This is a genomic window from Paenibacillus sp. 01L418, assembly GCF_056400045.1.
Genome location: NZ_JBFTSN010000083.1, coordinates 1 through 20,497, shown reverse-complemented (window position 1 = coordinate 20,497; position 20,497 = coordinate 1). Strand labels below are relative to the sequence as shown.

13 protein-coding genes and 1 pseudogene are annotated in these 20,497 nt (G+C 46.5%); 10 read left to right on the top strand and 4 right to left on the bottom strand.

Annotated features, from left to right (window positions below; genetic code table 11):
* Positions 1-524 (top strand): annotated as a pseudogene (locus AC1DSE_RS13225) (hypothetical protein); the annotation flags it as partial.
* 175 nt (positions 525-699) lie between these two features.
* Here AC1DSE_RS13225 and AC1DSE_RS13220 read toward each other — a convergent pair.
* Positions 700-1,419, bottom strand: a complete 720-nt coding sequence (locus tag AC1DSE_RS13220; protein WP_477509291.1) for a collagen-like protein — start codon at positions 1,417-1,419, stop codon at positions 700-702.
* 328 nt (positions 1,420-1,747) lie between these two features.
* Between AC1DSE_RS13220 and AC1DSE_RS13215 the strand changes: the two genes are divergently transcribed.
* Positions 1,748-3,373, top strand: a complete 1,626-nt coding sequence (locus AC1DSE_RS13215; protein ID WP_477509290.1) for an S-layer homology domain-containing protein — start codon at positions 1,748-1,750, stop codon at positions 3,371-3,373.
* Positions 3,374-3,490: 117 nt separating this feature from the next.
* On the opposite strand, the gene AC1DSE_RS13210 is transcribed toward AC1DSE_RS13215, so the two are convergent.
* A complete protein-coding gene (locus AC1DSE_RS13210; RefSeq protein WP_477509289.1) occupies positions 3,491-4,366 on the bottom strand; it encodes a helix-turn-helix domain-containing protein in 876 nt (291 codons plus the stop codon).
* 98 nt (positions 4,367-4,464) lie between these two features.
* Between AC1DSE_RS13210 and AC1DSE_RS13205 the strand changes: the two genes are divergently transcribed.
* Positions 4,465-6,771: a glycoside hydrolase family 95 protein gene (locus AC1DSE_RS13205; protein ID WP_477509288.1), complete on the top strand. Its 2,307-nt coding sequence runs from the start codon at positions 4,465-4,467 to the stop codon at positions 6,769-6,771.
* An 86-nt stretch (positions 6,772-6,857) separates the two neighbouring features.
* Here the strand turns inward: AC1DSE_RS13205 and pdxR are convergent, their stop codons facing one another.
* Positions 6,858-8,231: a MocR-like pyridoxine biosynthesis transcription factor PdxR gene (pdxR, locus tag AC1DSE_RS13200; protein ID WP_477527768.1), complete on the bottom strand. Its 1,374-nt coding sequence runs from the start codon at positions 8,229-8,231 to the stop codon at positions 6,858-6,860.
* A gap of 116 nt (positions 8,232-8,347) precedes the next feature.
* On the opposite strand from pdxR, the gene AC1DSE_RS13195 reads away from it, so the two are divergent.
* The 4 genes from AC1DSE_RS13195 to AC1DSE_RS13180 all read left to right on the top strand — a co-directional run bounded on the left by AC1DSE_RS13195 (position 8,348) and on the right by AC1DSE_RS13180 (position 13,894).
* Positions 8,348-9,292: a DMT family transporter gene (locus AC1DSE_RS13195; protein WP_477509286.1), complete on the top strand. Its 945-nt coding sequence runs from the start codon at positions 8,348-8,350 to the stop codon at positions 9,290-9,292.
* A gap of 103 nt (positions 9,293-9,395) precedes the next feature.
* The gene (locus tag AC1DSE_RS13190) at positions 9,396-10,676 is read left to right on the top strand and encodes a DUF445 domain-containing protein (protein ID WP_441911228.1); all 1,281 of its coding nucleotides are present in this window, start codon (positions 9,396-9,398) and stop codon (positions 10,674-10,676) included.
* Positions 10,677-12,011 carry a DUF445 domain-containing protein gene (locus tag AC1DSE_RS13185; protein WP_477509285.1) on the top strand — a complete coding sequence of 445 codons (1,335 nt, stop codon included), beginning with the start codon at positions 10,677-10,679 and terminating at the stop codon, positions 12,009-12,011.
* Between the two features lie 233 nt (positions 12,012-12,244).
* Positions 12,245-13,894 carry a response regulator gene (locus AC1DSE_RS13180; protein WP_477527767.1) on the top strand — a complete coding sequence of 550 codons (1,650 nt, stop codon included), beginning with the start codon at positions 12,245-12,247 and terminating at the stop codon, positions 13,892-13,894.
* 114 nt (positions 13,895-14,008) lie between these two features.
* Here AC1DSE_RS13180 and AC1DSE_RS13175 read toward each other — a convergent pair whose 3' ends face one another.
* A complete protein-coding gene (locus tag AC1DSE_RS13175; protein ID WP_477509283.1) occupies positions 14,009-16,744 on the bottom strand; it encodes an alpha-mannosidase in 2,736 nt (911 codons plus the stop codon).
* A 253-nt stretch (positions 16,745-16,997) separates the two neighbouring features.
* Here AC1DSE_RS13175 and AC1DSE_RS13170 point away from each other — a divergent pair, with 253 nt between their 5' ends.
* The 3 genes from AC1DSE_RS13170 to AC1DSE_RS13160 form a co-directional block, all read left to right on the top strand.
* Positions 16,998-18,803 (top strand): cache domain-containing sensor histidine kinase, encoded by a 1,806-nt coding sequence (locus AC1DSE_RS13170; RefSeq protein WP_441876105.1) that lies wholly within the window; start codon positions 16,998-17,000, stop codon positions 18,801-18,803.
* A gap of 27 nt (positions 18,804-18,830) precedes the next feature.
* Positions 18,831-20,195, top strand: a complete 1,365-nt coding sequence (locus tag AC1DSE_RS13165; RefSeq protein ID WP_477527766.1) for an ABC transporter substrate-binding protein — start codon at positions 18,831-18,833, stop codon at positions 20,193-20,195.
* Between the two features lie 25 nt (positions 20,196-20,220).
* A partial coding sequence (locus AC1DSE_RS13160) for a hypothetical protein (RefSeq protein WP_477527765.1) occupies positions 20,221-20,497 on the top strand: 277 nt, incomplete at its 3' end.

Here is a 20,497-nt window from a genome sequence, read left to right as displayed (position 1 = left end):
GTGGCGCAGGCGGCGGAGCTGGTGACGGTGCAGGCGGCGGAGCTGGTGGCGGYGCAGGCGGCGGAGCTGGTGGCGGCGCAGGTGGCGGAGCTGGTGGTGGCGCAGGCGGCGGAGCTGGTGGCGGTGCAGGCGGCGGAGCTGGCAGAGGTTATGGTGAGAACCAAGGCAAAGGCGGCGGATTTGGCGGAGGCCAAGGAGAAAACCGTGGCAAAGGCGGCGGCATTGGCGGAGGCCAAGGAGAAAACCGTGGCAAAGGCGGCGGGTTTGGCGGAGGCCAAGGAGAAAACCGTGGCAAAGGCGGCGGGTTTGGCGGAGGCCAAGGAGAAAACCGTGGCAAAAGCGGCGGCATTGGCGGAGGCCAAGGAGAAAACCGTGGCAAAGGCGGCGGTATTGGCGGAGGTCAAGGCAATAACCAAGGTATCGGTGGAGGCAACTCTAATAATCAAAGCAACAAAGCTCCATCCGAGAATCAAGGCAAAGGCGGCGCTCAAACGGAAAACCAAGGGCCGAATGGAAGCCATTAAGCAATTCGCTTCCTTGCTATAGATGAAAGGACTTCTCTTAAGTGGAGGTCACAGATTAACAGCGATTAATGTTGTGAAGTGAATTTAAAATCAAAAAGGCGGCTTTCATTCCGTAGTGAATGTAAAGTCGCCTTTTTATATTTTCGGATGTTGCTATGAGATCCATTCTATTTCCTTATGCGATTTGCGTAATAACAAGATGAGCTGAAACAGATCTTGTTCCTCCAGCGAGCGGTGTGATCGTAAGTGCCGTGGAATTGCCCGCAGGGTTTCGCACGGTGAGTATTGAATTAATGACAGTCGTTTGTACAAGAGCCATTCCTACAATTTGAGAAGTACCTGTTGCTCGGGCAACCACTGTATAAGCTAGATCGGCGCCATTAACAGTTAAAATGAGCTGCCCCGGTTCGGTCACACTTACTTGAAACAAAATCTGATACGTTCCAATTACAGCTAAGTTAAACGTAGTAGCACCAGTACGGGTAATGTTAGTTCCGCTAGTAGGTCCATTTTGCGGGAAACTTACATCTGCACCGACAGCAACTGTTGCTGCATTATCAGGCGGCATCAATGCAAAAAAATCGGCGAAGCTTAATACTCCTCCGGCTCCACCAGTTGCGCCTGTAGCTCCAGTTGCCCCATTAGTACCAGTCGCACCAGTTGCGCCAGCAGCTCCAGGTGCCCCATTAGTACCAGTCGTACCAGTTGCGCCAGCAGCTCCAGGTGCCCCATTAGTACCAGTCGCACCAGTTGCGCCTGTAATACCAGTTGCGCCATTAGTGCCAGTCGCACCAGTTGCTCCTACTGAACCAGGAATACCTTGGGGTCCTTGAGGTCCTGTTGGTCCTGCCGGAGCAGTTACATTCACTTGAGGAGGAGGACATGTTACCTTCACAATCTTTTTAACAACTCTATTACAGCGTTTTTTTCTTCTTCTGGATTTGCATACTACTACACGTATGTTTTTGCAGCGCTTTTTTCTATTCAAGCAGCTCACTAAAGACACCTCCCTAGATCATTTAGTTTACGTTTATACCATTTTTAAAGGTTGGACTAATAACCATTTTTAACTAGACTAAAAACTATTTTAAGAAAAAAGGGCTAATGATAGTGTTATTTCGCCGCCCAAAAGTTGGGTCTATTAGACTTTTTATGGAATATAGGATATGATTCTATCGAATAATCGATAGAGTGATAGCTATGCTCATAAAGGAGAGGATGTAGTGAGGTTCAAAGGGAAAACAACCGTTATTATTGGAATCCTGCTGATGTTTATGCTGGGAAACGCCATGCAGGCGTTTGCGTATGATGCGCAATTAAAGCCTTATCGAGATGTAACTGTGAAGGATTGGGCAGCCGAATCTATTTATCGTTTAGTCGCACTTGGAGTTGTTTCTGGATATGAGGATGGAACCTTTCGTCCAAGCGCCGAACTTACGAGAGAAGCATTCGTAAAGTTGCTAGTACAATCCGTTAAACCGGTGATAGATAAAGAGAAGTCTGCTGGACTCTCTGACGTAGCCAAGGATCGTTGGTCTTATGCCTCTATTAAACCCGCATATGACGCTGGTTGGTTGGATTTGCTCATCGTAAATGGGAAATTTAATCCGAGCCAAAATATTAAGCGTGAGGAAGTAGCAGCTTTAACGGCTTTTGCACTGCTCCAAGGAAAAACGGCAGAAGAGAAGCAGCAATGGTTAGATACAGGCTGGCAAGAAGCTAGCGAGAAAGCGGCATTTGCCGATATGAATCAAGTGGATAAAAACCTTGCACCATACGTGCTGCGTACATACGCGGATTCCATTATGCAAGGAGATAATAAAGGCTTGTTTCTTCCAAAAAAGTCGTTATCACGACGCGAAGCAGCCGCTATTGTTGATCGGATGATCGACTTCCAAAGCGAAAGCCACCAGCTAGAGGTATCAGCTTTTTTTGCAGCAGGTGGACCTTACAAGAAACTGGATAGATTCGCTGCCGCAGATGAGGTTATCTTTGACTGGGCTAAGCTTGACTATCAGGGAGCGGGCAAAGCATCCGTTCTTATGTCTCCGCCAAGCGATTGGAAGCAGACTCTAACAGCGGCAGAAACGAGTGGTTCTACGAAGACGCTAATGATCTTTGGAAATACAACGCTTCAGAAACTTGGTGATTTTATAATCGATGCTGAAGCTCGCAAAGCATTTGCTAGTTCTGTAGCCGAGGCAGCCGCTAATCCATTATATGGTTTTGAGCGAGTGGCGATTGATTTTGAAGGCATGGTACCTGCTGAGTATAAGCAGCCTTTCGTTGAACTGATTCGCGCAATTAAGGCTCAACTAAGCAGTGAAATATCACTTACGGTAGTTGTACCGCCTTCTTATTATTATGCAGGTTATGATTACAAACAAATTGGCGAACTGGCTGATGAAGTTATATTGATGGCCTATGAATTTACGCATGAGGAAAGTGGGTTGCCGTCTGCGCCGCTTACGCTTGTTGGTGATTCCGTACGAAATATACTCTCGTATATTCCAGCAGATAAACTGAAGCTAGGCATTTCTAAGCAGGCTAACCAATGGACAACAAAGGCAGACGGTACTGTAGAGTTTTTCCGTTCGCCAGCCATCGCGGCTGTAGAAAGTCGCTTAACAGCTGCAGATACGAAATCCGTCATGCAACTGCCGTACTTTTTGAATCAAATTACGTTTAAGGATGATAGAGGCTCGCATCTGCTTTGGTATGAGAACACGCAGAGCATCGAGGCCAAACTACGTTTAGCGAAAGCATTTGGCTTGCGCGGTGTTGCGGTATGGCAAATCAATCAATTAACGGATGCCGATTGGACAATGATCTCTTCTTATCATCATTAAGCAGCAAAAAAATAGGACAAAGCAGGCTGCTACAGCTGCTTGTCCTATTTTTTGTTGCCATTAGAAGGCAGACCCTTAGAATTATACCCTTATACCTTAGTTTCTTACATCGTCACATTATGAATGCGCTTTTATAATTGAATTATCGCCTTGAAGCGATCGCTTCTCCGAATAGGCTGTTCGATAATCGGTTGGGGTTAGATTTGTTTCTTTACGGAAAAATTTCGTGAAATGATTCGTTTCTTTAAAACCAGATTGATCGGCAACCTCCTTAATACTGCGAGAAGTTGTCGTTAAGAGCTGTTTGGCGCGATCTATTCGTTTGCGGCTGACGTATTTAAGCGGAGGCATTCCGAAATGTTTTTTGAAATAGGAACTGAAATAGTTGGGATGAAGATGAACAGATTCGGCCATTTGATCGACGCTGATGCTCGTATGAAGACGACTGTCTACATATTGCTGTATGACGTTCAAACGGTTCATCTCCTCGGTTCGGTGCTGCAGTACGCGAATCGGAACGGATTCGAGAAAACAGCTTATGATTTCTAGCAATACAGCTTTTTCGCGGAGCCTAGCAACGATTGAATCTTGTTTATGCCATTCGATGAGATCATGGAACAAGCGCGTCATGCTGCTCGTATTTTTAATATTGATGCAGAGAGGAACTCCAATCCACTGAAAAAGATCAAGTGGACCTGCCATGATATTGAAATGGCACCAATACTTTAAGTATGGGCGATGATTTAAAGAGGAGAACGATATCTTTGTATGCGCAGGAGTGAGAAACAGCTGGCCGGGTTTAGGATAATAGTCGTCGTTGCCGATGCGAATCCAGCCTTCCCCCTCGCAAATAAAATAAAGCTTATTGTATTCAGGAACAGAGTCGGTTTCTCCCCAATTTAGAGAGACTTGCGTTTTATGCGCCATAAGCAATTTTAGCTGCAGCGACTGCAGCAGCTCAGATAACGCATGTTGTTCACTTGTTCTATCCACCTGCGGCACCGCCATCCAATGTTTTTTGTAGAATTATTAATATAGTAATGGATTGTTCTCTTAAATAAAAGATGAATGAATGAAAAGGGGATTGGAAGATGACGCTGGTTGAAGAAACGCGCTTATGGTATAAGGAGCCTGCCTCCAATTGGGAGGAAGCGCTGCCTGTTGGCAATGGGAAGCTCGGAGGCATGGTATTTGGTGGCATAAGCCGTGAGCGGATTGCTCTGAACGAAGACAGCGTATGGTATGGCGGACCGCGTGATCGCAACAATCCAGATGCACTGCCGCATTTGCCGAAAATTCGTGAGCTGCTGCGAGAGGGAAGACTGCATGAAGCGCATGATTTATCTGCGATGGCTTTATCGGGCGTTCCCGAGACGCAGAGGCACTATATGCCGCTTGGAGATTTAGAGCTAAACTTAAGATATGATTCGAAAGAAGAAGTACGAGAATATGTCCGAGCTCTCGATATCACCAACGGTATTGCAAGTGTAACTTTTACTAAAGGAGATGTGCGTTTTGATCGTGAGACATTTGCTAGTTTCCCAGATGAAGCGCTAGTTACAAGATTCTCAGCAGACAAACCGGGTAGCATCAGCTTTAAAGCTCGATTACTGCGCGGCAGCAATCGCTACTATGACGAGCTGGTGAAAGCAGACGAGAATACGATTGTGATGCGTGGCATGTGCGGCGGTTCAGGCGGATCTGATTTCCGAACTTCTTTGCGCGCGGTTGCGGATGGCGGTTCAGTATCAATTATTGGCGAGCATCTCATCGTGGAAGGCGCCAATAGCGTAACGCTTCTATTAACCGCAGCAACTTCTTTCCGTCATGCTGACCCGGAGTCATACGCTGTCCATGCAGGAGTCCGTGCTGGCTTAATAAGCTATGATGAGTTGAAATCGCGCCATATTCAAGATTTCACTTCATTGTCAAAGCGGGTACAGCTTCGCTTAACGGATGCTGCTCATTCGAATGCTGCCGATGTACCTACAAATGAGCGCTTAAAGCTAGTTCAAGAAGGCAGCGCCGATGCAGGATTAATGGCCTTATATTATCAGTTTGGCCGCTATTTGCTCATTTCAAGCAGTCGTCCGGGCTCGCTTCCTGCCAATTTGCAAGGCATCTGGAATGAGAAGATGCTGCCGCCATGGGACAGCAAATATACGATTAATATTAATACGCAAATGAATTATTGGCCGGCAGAAGCGGGCAATCTAGCAGAATGCCATGAGCCATTATTTGATCTCATCGAGCGGATGCGTGAACCTGGCAGAATAACCGCAAGAGCAATGTACGATTGTGGAGGTTTTGTCGCTCATCATAATACCGATATTTGGGGCGATACCGCTCCACAGGACATTTATTTGCCAGCCTCGTATTGGACGCTTGGTGCGGCTTGGCTTTGCCTACATATGTGGGAGCATTATGAGTATGGCCTTAATGATGCTTTTCTTGAGCAAATATATCCAACCTTGAAGGAGTCGGCACAATTTTTTGTGGATTTCTTGACGGAAACAGAGGATGGCCTGCTCGTATTGAATCCTTCCGTATCTCCTGAGAATACCTATTTATTGCCAAATGGACAATCCGGTACGTTATGCATTGGTGCATCGATGGATAGTCAAATTTTATATGAATTGTTTACGGCTTGCGCAGAAGCGGCAAAGAAGCTTGACATCGACTCATCGGAGCAGGAACTTTGGCACAATATGAGAGCCCGTTTGCCGGAGCCCGCAATTGGCAAGCACGGGCAAATTCAAGAATGGATGGAGGATTACGAGGAAGCGGAGCCGGGACATCGTCATATCTCGCATTTGTTCGCACTGCATCCAGGCAAGCGCTTTACGGTTAGAGGGACACCTGAATGGGCAGTTGCTGCAAGAGTCACGTTAGATCGAAGGCTTGAAAGCGGCGGCGGCCATACAGGCTGGAGCAGAGCTTGGATTATTAATTTCTGGGCAAGGCTTGAGGATGGGGAGAAGGCGTATGCGAATGTGCAAGATCTGCTAGGTCATTCCACGCTGCCAAATCTGTTTGATAATCATCCTCCGTTCCAAATCGATGGCAACTTCGGAGGCGCTGCAGGCATAACGGAAATGCTGCTTCAATGCCATGCGGGCAGCCTGCATGTGTTGCCTGCTTTGCCGGAAGCATGGCCTCATGGAGAAGTGACAGGTCTCCGTGCAAGAGGCGGCTTCGAGGTGGACATCCGCTGGTCAAATGGCTTGCTTGTTGAGGCTCGCATACGTGCTACCGCAGCTAATAGCTGTGTCGTGCAAAGCAGCATTCCGCTCATCGTAAGGAAAGATGGCCATGAGGTGAAAGACGTATTCAGCAAGGATGGGCTTGTATCATGGACGGTGAGCGCCGGAAGCGAATACGTGCTTTCTCCGAAGTAGAGGGTTAGCCCAAAGAAACCAGCTGTACCTGATAATCGGGTGCAGCTGGTTTCTTTGGTTTGCCGGCTTTTCTCGGCTGGAGACATTCAATTCTTGAGGGCTTTGCCAATGCGACGGACGCCCTCATAAATTTGCTGATCATCCAAATGCCCGTATCCAAGCAGCATCCGGTTATTCGGCAGCAAGGCCGCAAATACAGACGCTGCTTCCAGCCGGTTCATTAAATCCTCCGGCAGCTGCGCTTCAAACTGAGCGACCAGATGCAAACCAGCCGCTCGTCCACATATCTGGTAAGGCAGGGTAATTTGCTCATGTAAAGCATCAAGCAGGAGCTGGCGTCTCTTTTTGTACAACTTTTTCATTTTTAAAATATGAGCATTAAGCGATCCGCTGTTCATGAAACGAATCAAAGCAAGCTGCTCAATCATAGGCGTTTGATAGTCAGACAGCCGCTTAAGCTGACGGCAGGGCTCCACTAGCGGTTCAGGGACTATCATATAGCCGATTCGCAGCGAAGGGAACATGACTTTGCTGAAGGTTCCAATATAGACAACCTGTTTAGGACATAAGCTTTGGAGTGAATGGATAGGAGCGCCGTCATACCGGAATTCGCTGTCATAATCATCTTCGAGGATATAGCTGCCGCTTTGGCGGGCGTATTCAACTAATTCAATCCGCCTTTGTATCGGTAAAATGCCGCCAAGCGGGAATTGATGAGAGGGTGTGACATAGATGCATTTTGGCCGAAGGTTTACGGGAAGCTTGTGGGTTAAAAGGCCGGAATCGTCAACGGGAACGCCATGTAGCTCGGCTCCTGTAGAAGTTAATATCGTCTTTAAATCTACATTGGACGGATCTTCGACTAAAACATCTTCCCCGTCTCTCAGCAGCAGCTTAACGATCAGCTGAAGCGCCTGTACCGCACCGTTTGTAATTATAATTTGTTCGGGATTGCTGACAACTCCTCTTGAAATCCACAGCTGTTTGGATAGCAGACGACGCAATTCTAAATCACCGGACGGATCGCCATAACCTAATTCAGCAATAGAGGAATCCATGCATACACTTTGCAAAATAGAGCCCCATTTTTTCATCGGAAAAAGATTCAGTGCGGRCAGGCCCGTACGAAACGAGATGAAATCGAGCTCTGATGTGTTCGTCGATTCTGCTAATGAAGCGGGTAATGGTAACGGTGACGCCTTCGTAAAGCCAAGCAAGCAGGCTCCTTGAGCTACATAAGTTCCTGCACCAGAGCGGCCTGTTATGTATCCTTCAGCTAATAAAAGCTCATAGGCTTCCAAAATCACGTTGCGCGAGACATGAAGCTGCGAGGCAAGCTCTCTAGTAGATGGAAGCTTGTAGCCAGCAGGCAGCTCACCCGAGAGAATAGCAGCTTGGAGTGAGTTGAAAATCTGGCGAAACATAGGCAAATTCGCTTGTCTATCAATGGACAGCCACAAAATATCCAAACTCCTTTTGAAGTGGTACTATGAAAATGCCTGTTTAATGGCACTACAACCAGTTAACGACCCTTTGCTACAGTATACATGAAACAAAAGTAGAGGGGTTGCTGAATGTGAATCATTCTCGTATTATTGCGTATTTTGAGCTGACCATTGCCGCTATTCTCATCGGAAGCTCCATAGTAGCCGGCAAAATAACGACGATGCAGATGCCGGTTTTTTTGTCACAGGCGATTAGCCTAGTCATTGCTTTATTGTTGTTAATTCCGATTTTGATGCTAAGCGGCAAATCCTCGCTCCGAGTCGGGAGAAAGGATTTTTTATTTTTACTGCTGCAAGCGTTTCTCGGGATGTTTTTATTCCGCGTATTCATGCTGTATGGCCTGCGGACCGCGCTCGCAACGGAAGCGGGTATTGTGACGAGCTTAACGCCGGCGGTCGTTGCTTTCCTTTCGTATATGATTTTAAAAGAAAAATTAACGAATCCGATTAAAATAGGCATCATTTGCTCCATACTGGGTGTTGTTAGCATTCAGGTGCCAGGATGGCTGATTCCTTCCTCTGCACCTCCGTCACAAGCTTCGTATATTGGACTTTTACTCATTTTAGGCGCAGTTGTTGGGGAATCGATGCTTACGATCCTGCGCAAAATGACCGCAAGCAATGTCTCTTCACTGCTTGGGACAACCTATGTCACCTTGTTTTCATTCATCATGTTTTTGCCAATAGCGCTTGTTGAGGCTAAACAATACGATTTCAGCAGTCTAACTGTTGGCGATATCGGCATGTTGTTTTATTACGGTATTTTCGTTACCGCCTTGGCTTATATATTATGGTTTCGCGGTGTTTCCAAAGTGAGTGCGGGAACAGCCGCTGTCTACACAAGCTGCATTCCGCTTAGCACTGTGCTTCTATCCTACGGCATTTTAAACGAACCTTTCTCGTGGTCTCATCTCGTAGGGGGAGCGTTTGTTTGCTTAGGCATTTGGCAAGTTTCTAAGAGCGATTCATTAGTGCCGCGGAAGCCCAAAAAAAGCCCTAAAAGCAGCAGGGCTTAATCCTTATAAAGATCAATTCTCAGATTATAGAAACTCCATTGTTTCACACCCCATACATATGGGATAATTAATGTGGAACGATCATCAGGAATGGAGCTTGTGTATGAACAAATTCAGTATTAAGAAAAAAGCGGATTTAGCGCTTCTTTTCTCAGCGATCGGAATATTGGCGGCTTTTCCCTTTCATGAAACATTTATTGGAGGCCTGTTATTTTCCTTATTTAGCGCTGCAACGATCGGCGGACTGGCGGATTCCTTTGCGGTTAGCGCATTGTTTGGAAATCCTTTGCAAATAAAGTGGCCGGTCTGGATGGGAACCAACATCATTTCTCGGAATCGTGAGCGCTTGATTGGCGAGCTTGTCCAAATGGTTCAAAATGAATTGTTAACCATCCCGAATATTAGGGAGAGGCTTGACGAATACAATATTGCAGACGTTTTAGTCACATATTTGAAGCAGCACGGCGGCGAACAGGGTGTGAATGACATTTTGCAGCAGCTGGCGGATGATGTAATTACGACCATTGATTTGCAGGAACTGGCCAAAACCGTTCAAACCTTCCTTCTCGAGCATGCCGATTCGATTCCTGTCGCAGACATTGCTGCCGATGCTGGCGATTGGACTATCAAAAATGGTTACGATGATCGGATTATCGAGTTTATCATTCCGGAGCTTATCAAAATTGTGAAATCGGCACCATTTGGCGCTGTTGTAGGCCAAATCGTCGATTCAGCCATCCGTTCCTACGAAGGCGATAAGTTTAGAAGGAAGCTGATTGATTTCTCCGCAGGGCTGGAAGCGGCAAATATTAGCGGACGATTGCAGGAGTGGCTGGTATCTTTTCTACAGAAATTTCATGCTGAAGACCACCCACAGCGCAAGGAAATCAAAGCTTTTATTGCGCAATTTGTTGCAAGACTGCGTACGGATGAACAATTGCGCAGCCGAATAGAAGCGGGGAAAACAACGCTTCTGGCATCTGTTAAGGATGAGCTTAAGCTCGATGCGTTCATCCAGCGGGGACTGGAGTCCATTCGACTCGCTGCGGCTTCCAATGCGGAAGGCGAGCAGGTGCGCTATCCTTGGATCAAGGATAAAGTGGAAGAAGGAATAGCTTATGTAGTGGGAAATACAGAGCTGCTTACTCGACTGGATCAATACGTGAAGACGACGCTGCTGAAATGGGTGGAGCAAAAGCATTCTTTTATCGGCAAAATGGTAACTGACAAGCTGAACAGCTTCTCAGAAGAAGAGCTTATTGAGCTGGTTAAAGAGAAAGCGGGACGCGACTTGCAGTACATTCGGATTAACGGAATCGGTATTGGAGCGCTTATCGGCGTAGTCCTGCATCTAGCGACGTTTTGGATTGGAGGGCGAGCATAAATGGCTATGAGAAAAAAAGCAAACCGCAGCTTAATATTGCTTGCCGCCTTGTTCGTCATTGCGGCTTGCTGTTTATATGTCTTCCCAGACCAGTGGTGGGCACGGATGCTGCTCTACACGACCGAAGCGGGGCTCGTTGGCGCATTAGCTGATTTATTTGCTGTAACGGTATTGTTCCGCCACCCATTTGGGTGGAAGTGGATTCCGCATACAGCGATTATTCCTAGAAATCGCGATAAGCTGATTGAAGGCGTCGCGAATATGGTCGAGCAGCAGCTGCTCAGCAAAGATTTGTTAAAGGAAAAGGTAAAGCAAATATCGCTTGTAGAGATCGGCATATCATGGATCGATCGCCGACCAAACGGCATGCTCGCTGAACAAGGCTGGACGCTGGTGGCTGGTCTACTTGCCAAGCTGGACATTAAAGGTCTTTCCGTCATTTTGGATGAGAAAGCACGGAAAAGCTTAGGCAAGATCAGCTTGTCGCCTTACGCGGGCAAGGCGCTCAAATGGGTGATGGCTAAAGGCAATTTCCAAAGCTGGGTTAGCCAGATCGTTGAGTTTGCAGCGGCACGCGCAGCGGAAGATCAAACCAAGGTTGTCATTCGTGAGCTGCTTGGCAAGGAGAAGGAGAAGTTTGTAAATCAAGGCAGTATCTTCTCCAAGTGGCTCAAAAAAATGGCAGTGGAGATTGCGGAATCAACGAATGCGTTGAATCTCGACGATGCTACAAATGTGCTGTATGACGATTTGCAGCTGCTCATTAATGATTTGCGAAATCCAGAGCATGAGCTTCGTGTTTTACTGGAGGAAATGGTGCTGCAGCTTGCCGACAATTTGCAGCACCGCGAGGATGTTTCGGCTGCTGTTGATGAATGGAGAGATGAAGTGATTGAGAAGATCTCGTTGCTTCCTTCTATTGAAGCTTTGCTCGGCAACTTTAGACAGCTGCTGATCAGCGAACCGAAGCTGCAGCTAGCCTTGCCGCAGAAACATTCCGTCAATCCATCCGATATTAAGGAGCTGATTAATCAGTTCATTATGTCATACTGGGAGTGGTTCAAAGCGAACGAGGAAACGAAGGGATGGCTGGAGCAATACGTGCAGAAATTCGTGCAGAAGATGATTGAAACCGAACATGCAATTATCGGAATCATCGTACGCAAGACGCTTGATAGCTTCACAGAGCAAAAGCTGGTGCATTTCATCGAGAGCAAGGTCGAGACGGATCTGCAGCGTATTCGTTTGAACGGAGCTTATATAGGCTCAGCGCTCGGAGCGGCATTTTATATTCTGCTGTACGGAGTATACGAGCCGATTTTGAACTTGTTATAACACGAGAAGTAGCTGTTTCCAGCAGGTTTTTGAGACCTATTGGGACAGCTGCTTTTATTTTTAAGTGAGCTTGTCTTTGGACGATCGTACGCAGGTACATTCGTTTATTTAATACTACACCATAAAGTTTGCAATTACCCCCGTGTAATCCGAAATACAGTCAGGTAGTATGTAGATAGGTAATGATTCCGTATTGAACATCTTTGAAAATGCATGAAGGGGAAGGTGAGAGGATGCTGCGTGCTTTAATAGTGGACGATGAATTCGAAATCCGCGAAGGTTTACGTAACCGCTTTCCATGGGAAACATTCGGAATTGATGAGGTACTGGTGGCTGATGATGGAGATACGGCATTAATGCTTGCACTAGATATGAGACCGGATCTTATCGTCACAGATATTAAAATGAATCGGATGTCGGGGCTGGAATTTCTTCGTTCGTTGACTACCGTTGAAAATTATAAACCGGAAGCGATTGTTGTAAGCGGGTATGATGATTTTGAGCTGGTGAAGCAGGCGATACAAATCGGCGTTATGGACTATATCCTTAAGCCGATCAATTTGGACGAGCTGACCCAAATCGTTAGAAAAACGATGGATCATATCCACAGAAAGAGAATGGACCAGCATAACGAGCAGCAGCTTATTAATCAAGTGAGGTTCGCGATTCCAAAAATGCGCGAGGAGCTGCTCAGAGAAATGATTGAGCAGGACTATGATCCTTACCGTGAAGCACGGAGAAGACATCGCTTGCAGACATTGAATTTGYAGTGGATAGCGAATCAGCATATGACGCTTGTTGTTGTGGAAGATGATGATCTGAAAGCAATCGAGAATCGCCATACGAAAGAAAAGGATTTAATATTGTTCGGAATCGGCAATGTGGTCAATCAAACGCTGGAGGAAGATTATCCTCATCCCTTTGCACTTTGCATGGACAGCAGCAATCGATGGATTGTCATTTTCAGCTGCTCGCGGCCAGAGCATGCGGAGCTGAGCCGGGGCATGGCGCAGCTTTGCTTACAGCGAATCAACGATTTTGTTAAGGTGAAAGCAAGCGCTGGCATGCGAACAACACCTTGCACATTTGAAAATCTTCATGAAATGTATGCGGAAGCGATAAACGTATTGGAGCAAAAGGCTGTATACGGAGGCAATCGATTATTTACGGAGCAGGGTTTATTTTATGAGGGTGATGGGAGTGACTTGTCGCTTAGCGAGCCTGAAGAGGTGCTCGATCTCGTGAAGTATGGCACGGATGAGGAAATTACAGCAGCGATGGATCGATTTGTGGAGATGGTACAAGCCTGGCGTCTCAATCAATTGCGTGACATTCAGCAAAAAATATTTGAATGGCTGTTCGAGGTGTTTCGCAGAGCAGCGGCGGCAGGTGTTCCAAGCAAAAATTTGGGCAGCAATCCGATCGCGGTGTGGGAGCTATTAGAGCAATACGATACATTGCAGTCGCTGCGTGTGCAAACAGAGCTGTTCCTTCTTGCAATCGCAGCAGATTTCCGCAAGCTGTCCAATACGCCGAGCCAGATCGTTTATGAAGCGGAGAAAATATTGCAGAGGGATTATGCTGAAAGCTTAACTCTTCAGAGTGTTGCAATGGCCGTTCATGTGACGCCGGTATGGCTGAGCAAGCTTTTTAAGAAGGAGAAACGGAAAACCTTTTTGGAATATTTGACAGAAATACGGATTGAGAAGGCGAAGGAAATGTTAGGCGACATCAAATACAAAGTGTATCAAATCTCATTTCAGGTGGGGTATAAGGATCCGGTACATTTCTCGAAGCTGTTCAAAAAGCAGGTTGGCTGCACGCCGAAGGAATATAGACGACAAAGAGGCATTGCGGATGAAGAGCCAGCTGTGCCACACTAATGATATGAAAAATTGCACTCCGCAAGAAGCATGAAGAGGCAGACTCCTAGGTGAAAATGGCATAACCTTGGGAGACTGCCTCTTTGCATTTTATCTTTTAATTTTTTGATTTGGTTATTTTGAAGCTGCGGCTAAACCAATCGTTACGATTTTGAAGCCTTCGACCTGAACGCTGTTTTTGATCTTATTAGCGCTATCGTTCTCCATAATGTCACTTACATAGGACGCAGAAGCAGCGCTTGGATGAATAGCTAAGCTGGTCGTGGATTCTGCTAAATTGTACCACCTTGCCATGCTGTCGCCACGTTCTTCATTGATCTTCAGGCTGGAGAAAGCGAGCTGGTCACCATTCCATTTGAGGAAATCACAAGCGGGAGCAAGCTCGCCATCATGCAAACCAGCTGCGATTGCCGTAACGGGTATAGGAAAACGATAGGCTTCGCGATATGCGGCAAAACGTTCTTCAGCGCTGCCGTAAGGAATGATCATCCATTCGGCTTCATTTGTACCTAAGCACTGCGCTTCAGGCGTATGAAATACACCCCAATCGCCAAGCTCTCCGACGGAGCGCAGAAGGGTTACAGCGATCGTATTTCTGCCATCTTGAAGCACTTCATATTCATTTAAGCCTTTGCCTGCAATCGTCAAGCCTCTTTGCTCGCCGTGCACGTCAATGAACGTCTGCATATGCTGAGCATTGCTCGGATTTTGCCATTCCTTTGCAGGAACGTTTTGACGCTCAGCGACCTCGAAGATTGAATCTGCAAAATGTGTGGATGCAGCAACATCCGAAGGTAGAAGCACGCGCAGCCTGTGATCTTGCGATTGATTTTCAATGCGCGCATGGACTTGAACACCTTTGCCCTCACGTTCTAGGCTAACTAGTGTCACAATTTCTAGCGGTACAAGGGAAGTCGATCTGCCAGCCTTCCGCTGCCGGAATTCAACCATTGTGCGGATTTCTTCAGCCAGAAGATCATCTGCCCGCGCAGGGATAGCAAGGCGATGAGTGATTTCAATGGATGCCCGGTAAGGCGAGTCTTCAACTACTCGAATTTCGGCTTTGCTTCCCTTAGTCGTGATGGGCAAGTCGCCGACTGGCTGCTTGAAAATATATTCATTGCCGATATCGCCCACATTCTCGTAATGGCCAAGATCCGAAAACAGCTGCTGGCTTTTCTTATCATAAACCGTAAAACTTCCGTCTTCCCCTATCGTCAATGTAAGACGAGCATTTTCCAATGTTCGTTCACTAGTCACTAATGAATGGCGATTCTCGCTGGAAGTTTTAATCTCATTTTGACATGGTATCCAAGCAAAAGATTCATAACCCATCGAAGGCAATATGCCGGTCTCGAAGGTCAGACGCAGTGCGCGAGCCATATAGGGCTGCCGGAATTTATCATTTGGCAATTCATAGCCGAAGCGAACGCCTAAATCATGAGCAGTAAAGTCGATGCGTTCACCGCTGCCGTTCACCAAGTACCCTTCGGCGTGCGTCCGATCATGAACCTGCTTAGCAATGGCAACAGGATCTTCGCTTTGATCGAAGAAACGGTGCGACCATTCAATCTCGAATTGGTGGACTGACGAGCCTTCATAGCCGCTTGAGTTAAAGACGATGAAGGGAGTAGCTGACTGACTGATATTGGCAAAATGACTTGTATTGACCTTAGCGCTAATAAATTTAACGCTCTCGGTCGTTAATGCTTTGCCAACCTCCATGCTTTTGGCAAAACGAGTTTTCATTTCTTGGTACACCTCATCGACACTGCAGCCGCAAATGCTGTCGTGCGGATGATTTTGCATCAGTGTCTTCCAAGCATATTGGAAGAGACCATGCGGATAAGGCTTGCCGAGCTGATGGGCGATGGCAGAGATCGGCTCGGCCACTTTCTCCAGCAGCGTCTGATTTCGTTGATTAAGCTGTTTGATGTAAACACGAGCAGACGCTGTATTCACTAACGAATACCAGCCGTCCGTTTGCTGGCCGCGCAGCTCTCCGCGCGTTAGGCTCAAGTTCGGAGGCTGCTGCGTTTGAACCGCCTTTACATAATCGTCAAAGTTGGAGTGGATGAACTCGTACGCAGGAAACAGCTCTCTCGCTACGCGGAGCGCTTCGGAGAGATTGGTCTGAATGGGCTGATGATCGCATCCGTTCATAAGCAGCAGCTGCGAGGTTGAAGCATATTGTTCCGCTCGCGCAAGGCGATGCTCCCAGTAAGGCTTTGCTTTAAGGGGATCAACTGGAATCTCCATGCCGTTGTTATACCAATTGGCAAATAGGATGCCTAATACGCTTGAACCGTCGGGTGCCTGCCAGATGAGCTCGGAATAAGGGGATTCAAGGCCGGAGGAATCTTCCACCCGATTGTTGAAGCCAGTTGCTTTTACACCTCTTCCGAACACAGCGGTATCGATGCCTGCTTGTCTTAAAAGCTGAGCAGCTTGACCCATATTGCCAAACGAATCTGGGAAATAACCAAGCTTCGAAATCGGTCCGTATTTTTTGGCATCCCGATGTCCGATTTGCAAGTTTCTTACGTTTGCTTCGCTGCTGGTTAGAAACTCATCCTGCAAAATATACCAAGGACCCAAAGAGAGCTTGCCTTCATCACACAGCTTTTGGATTTGGCTCTGCTTCTCTGGGTACACCTGTAGATAATCATCTAAAATTATCGTTTGACCATCGAGGTAAAAGCTGCGAAAATCAGGATCGGCCTCGAACGTTTCCAGCAGCGTGTCCATTGTCTCAATCAGTTTGACATGATGGGCTTCGTAAGGCATATACCATTCTCGATCCCAATGGGTATGCGAAATGACATGTACCACCCGTTTCGATGCAGTCATCGTTGTTCCTCTTTTCGTTGAAAGGTTAGGTATTACGCCATTAGTCTAAAGAATATGCAAGCTGCTCACAATGAGGGATATGCAAACTTTAAGGGGAATTATTATCGCTTTGCCAGGAATGTGGAATTATGCCTATCGAAATGCTGTAACAAGCTTAAATTACTTATTGCAAAAGTAACTCAATGAAGTATATTATCGAGGACAAGTCTACTCCAGTAATGGGGTTAGCATAGTGGAAGGCAGGTGTATACTTGTGAACAAAGTGTCCTTTCGGCTCGCTTCATCCTTTCGCAATCGGATGATTCTCATATTTTTTATGATCATTATCGTTCCGTTTCTGCTTTTTGCATATTATGCGCATATTAAATCGATCGAGGGCATCTCCAATACGAATACGAAAATGTCCATGAGCTATCTTCTTCAAGCAAGAAAAAACTTCGAGATTTATCTGGGCAACTTAAATGATCAAGTTAACGATGTCATCGGAAATAAGGAACTTCAGGATTTATTGGAAACGGAACCATTAAACAAGGCAGAAGAGGAAGCGTTTACAGTCAATTTATTGACCGTGCTGTATCACGCTACGTCTACGATTGATGCTTTTAGAGTCAAGGTGTACCCAATCAAGCCAACAGATTATCCGTCCTATATGAGAACAATTGATGAATCGGTGCGTATCGGTGACCAGTATTGGTTTCAGCGCTCGAAAGCGACGGTTAGTCCGACGTGGTATCTGACCATGCCCATGCATGGGAAATACGCAAAACCGCTGCTCTCCTATGTGAAGCGATTCTCGGGCTTGTACGATCAAAAATTAAGAGGTATTATTGCGACCGACTTATCCGAGGACTATTTAAGAAGATATTTCTCGCCGTCCGATCAGCTAAAGGATCAGAAGCTGCTGCTCATTAATGAGAAAGGCATCGTGCATTATGATTCTACAGTTAATGAATGGACAGGCAAGGAATTTCCGTCAACAGCCTTAATCTCTTATATGAAGTCGGGTGATGAAGGCTCTACGTCCATTACGATTGAAGGGGAAACCTACCTCGCCACGTATTTGAAGATGGCTAACCATCCATGGACCATCGTGAGCCTGACCCCTCTTCATGAGCTGACGGGTACGATTGATGAAATTAACCGCATGCTCGTTATTTTTTTGATCGGTTATCTTATTTGCTGTATTAGTGTCGTCTTTTATATCACAGCTTACTATACACAGCCTATTGCGCATTTGGTTCGCTTAATGAGGAGGCTGGAGGCGGAAAATCTTCATTACTTGCTGCCTTCGTCGTCTCGCAAGGATGAAGTTGGCTGGCTGTATAGAGGAGTAAGCAATCTTGTTCAGCGCATAGATGGATTGATTAAAGAGGCAGCGCGCTCCGAAAGGAACAAAAAAGCGCTGGAGTTTCAAGTGCTGAGTCACCAGATTAATCCTCATTTTCTATACAACACCTTGGAATCAATTAGGTGGAAGGCGGAAAATCATGGACGCAGCGACATCAGCGAGATGGTATCGGCACTTGGAAATCTGCTGCGGCTCAGTCTAAACCAAGGGAAAGAGATTACGACGCTGCGCCGCGAGATTGAGCAGGTAAAGGCTTATGTATCGATTGAACAAGCAAGAATGGGCAAGGTCGTTCGTATTTTGTATTCCTGTGAGACAGAGACGCTGGATATGCCGTTTCTAAGGCTTTTGCTGCAGCCGCTTGTTGAAAATGCGATTCAGCATAGCGTGCGCGACGATTTTGATAAAGGGAAAATTATGATCGCAGCCAGAAAAATCGGAGAGGATATCGTAATCGATATTGTGGATAATGGTAAAGGCATTCCAGCGTCCGTGCTGGAACTGCTGGAGACGGAAGAAGAGCCTAGCGAAAAGTTCTCACATACGCGCAGAGGCGTAGGGCTTCGCAATGTGAATGATCGTTTGAAGCTTTATTTTGGAGATCGTTACAAGCTTGAAATCAAGACGGGGCCCGAAATGGGAACAACGATAACGTTAAGGCATCCCATTTTGAAGGAAGACCAGAATATCGATTCAATTGGCAATGAGTGAAGCGTGAGTATCAAAGGAGGCATAATCTTGATAAACAAACGTAAACAAACATTTGTTATAAGTATACTCCTGATGTTTATGCTAGTTCTAACCTCTTGCACGTTTAAAGGCTGGGATGGCGAGAATGCGGCAGAGGGATCAAATAGTGGTCAAGAAGGGCAATATTCAGGCAAAACACCAGTTACGCTTAAGCTTCTGACCTGGGGAGGAGAGACGTATAAGGAGCTGTACGATAAATTCAATGCCAAATATCCATGGATTACGATTGAGCCCGTTCAAATCGTGGGCGGCGATGACGAAATCATGAATCAAATTATTGCATTGGAGGCGGCAGGCACACCAGCTGATCTGACTTGGGTTGTTGGTGATTTGCTTCGTTATGAACAAAGCGGCCTGCTCGAAAATTTAAAGCCGTACATGGATGAAGATGCTTCCTTCCAAGGCAAGGTGCTGCCCGATGGATACTTTGATACGATGGCCTTTAACGGCCGCAGGCTTGCTGTGCCGTTCGTCGATGTTCCAATGTGGATTATTGTAAATAAAGATTTATTGGCCAAGCATGGCATAGATATGCCTTCAAATGATTGGAGCTTTGATGATTTGCGTGATATTGCAAAACGTGTCACGGACCCTGCAGCTGGGGAATACGGCCTCACTACGAACAGTGATTTTGTGATGCGCTTGCTGCCGATGAAAGCAGCAGCGGATGGACATGCGCCTAATTTGGCTTACTTAAATGATCGATTGACCCAAAGCTTGCTAAGCACGCCGGATGTGATGGCGGATGTGCGCTGGCTGACTGAATTTGTCACCAAGGATGGGTCTATGCTCTCTTGGGCAGAATCCAAATCACAAGGCGATGTGGTTAAGCAATTCATAAATGGAAAAACAGCGTTTGACATTGCCGGAGATTGGCTACTTCCGACACTGCATAAGGAGGCTGATTTTAACTGGGATATACTTCCCTTTCCGAGAGGGCAGGTCAACCAATACTCCTTCCATATTTATGGTCCGCTTGCGATGCTGAGCGGCTCTAAGCATAAAGAAGAGGCATATAAATGGATTAGTTTTCAATTCGAAATGGAGGCGCAGAAATGGAAAATCGAGAAGGGAGCGAATGCTTCCGTTATTGATCCAGAACTGACAGCCTATATTGATGAGGTTCCCTTGTGGCAAGGGAAAAATATCGAAGCCGTGAAAATGACCAAGGATAACAGCCTCGTACTCCCCGGCGCCACAATACCCGGTTTTTCGGAGTACAACTGGATCAATGTTATTAATGATATCGTATTTCAAGGTGCCGACATTAACCGTATCATTCCAGAGACAGAGGCATGGAACAAAAAAACGCTGGAGCTGCGGGAGCATTGGAAGCGGAATCGTGATAAGTGAGAGCAGGCAGCGGAGGGGGTGTTTGATGAGGACGAGATGGAAGGTTATGTTTGTTGTTTTCTCGGTCGTCATAATGATCACGGGTGGCTGTAGTCATTCCATTACGGATACAGCTACAGAGAAGAGAATAGAGTTGATTCAAAACTCGGATTCCTCATTGACGAAGGTAAAAGTAGAAACGGATGGCATGCTGTCAGAGCTCGGTTATACGCATCCCCATCCATTTGCTTTAAACAATGAGGTGTTGGTTGATTTGAATTATTATAAGGAAAATCAAATATCTCGCGGCGATATTGCCTCCT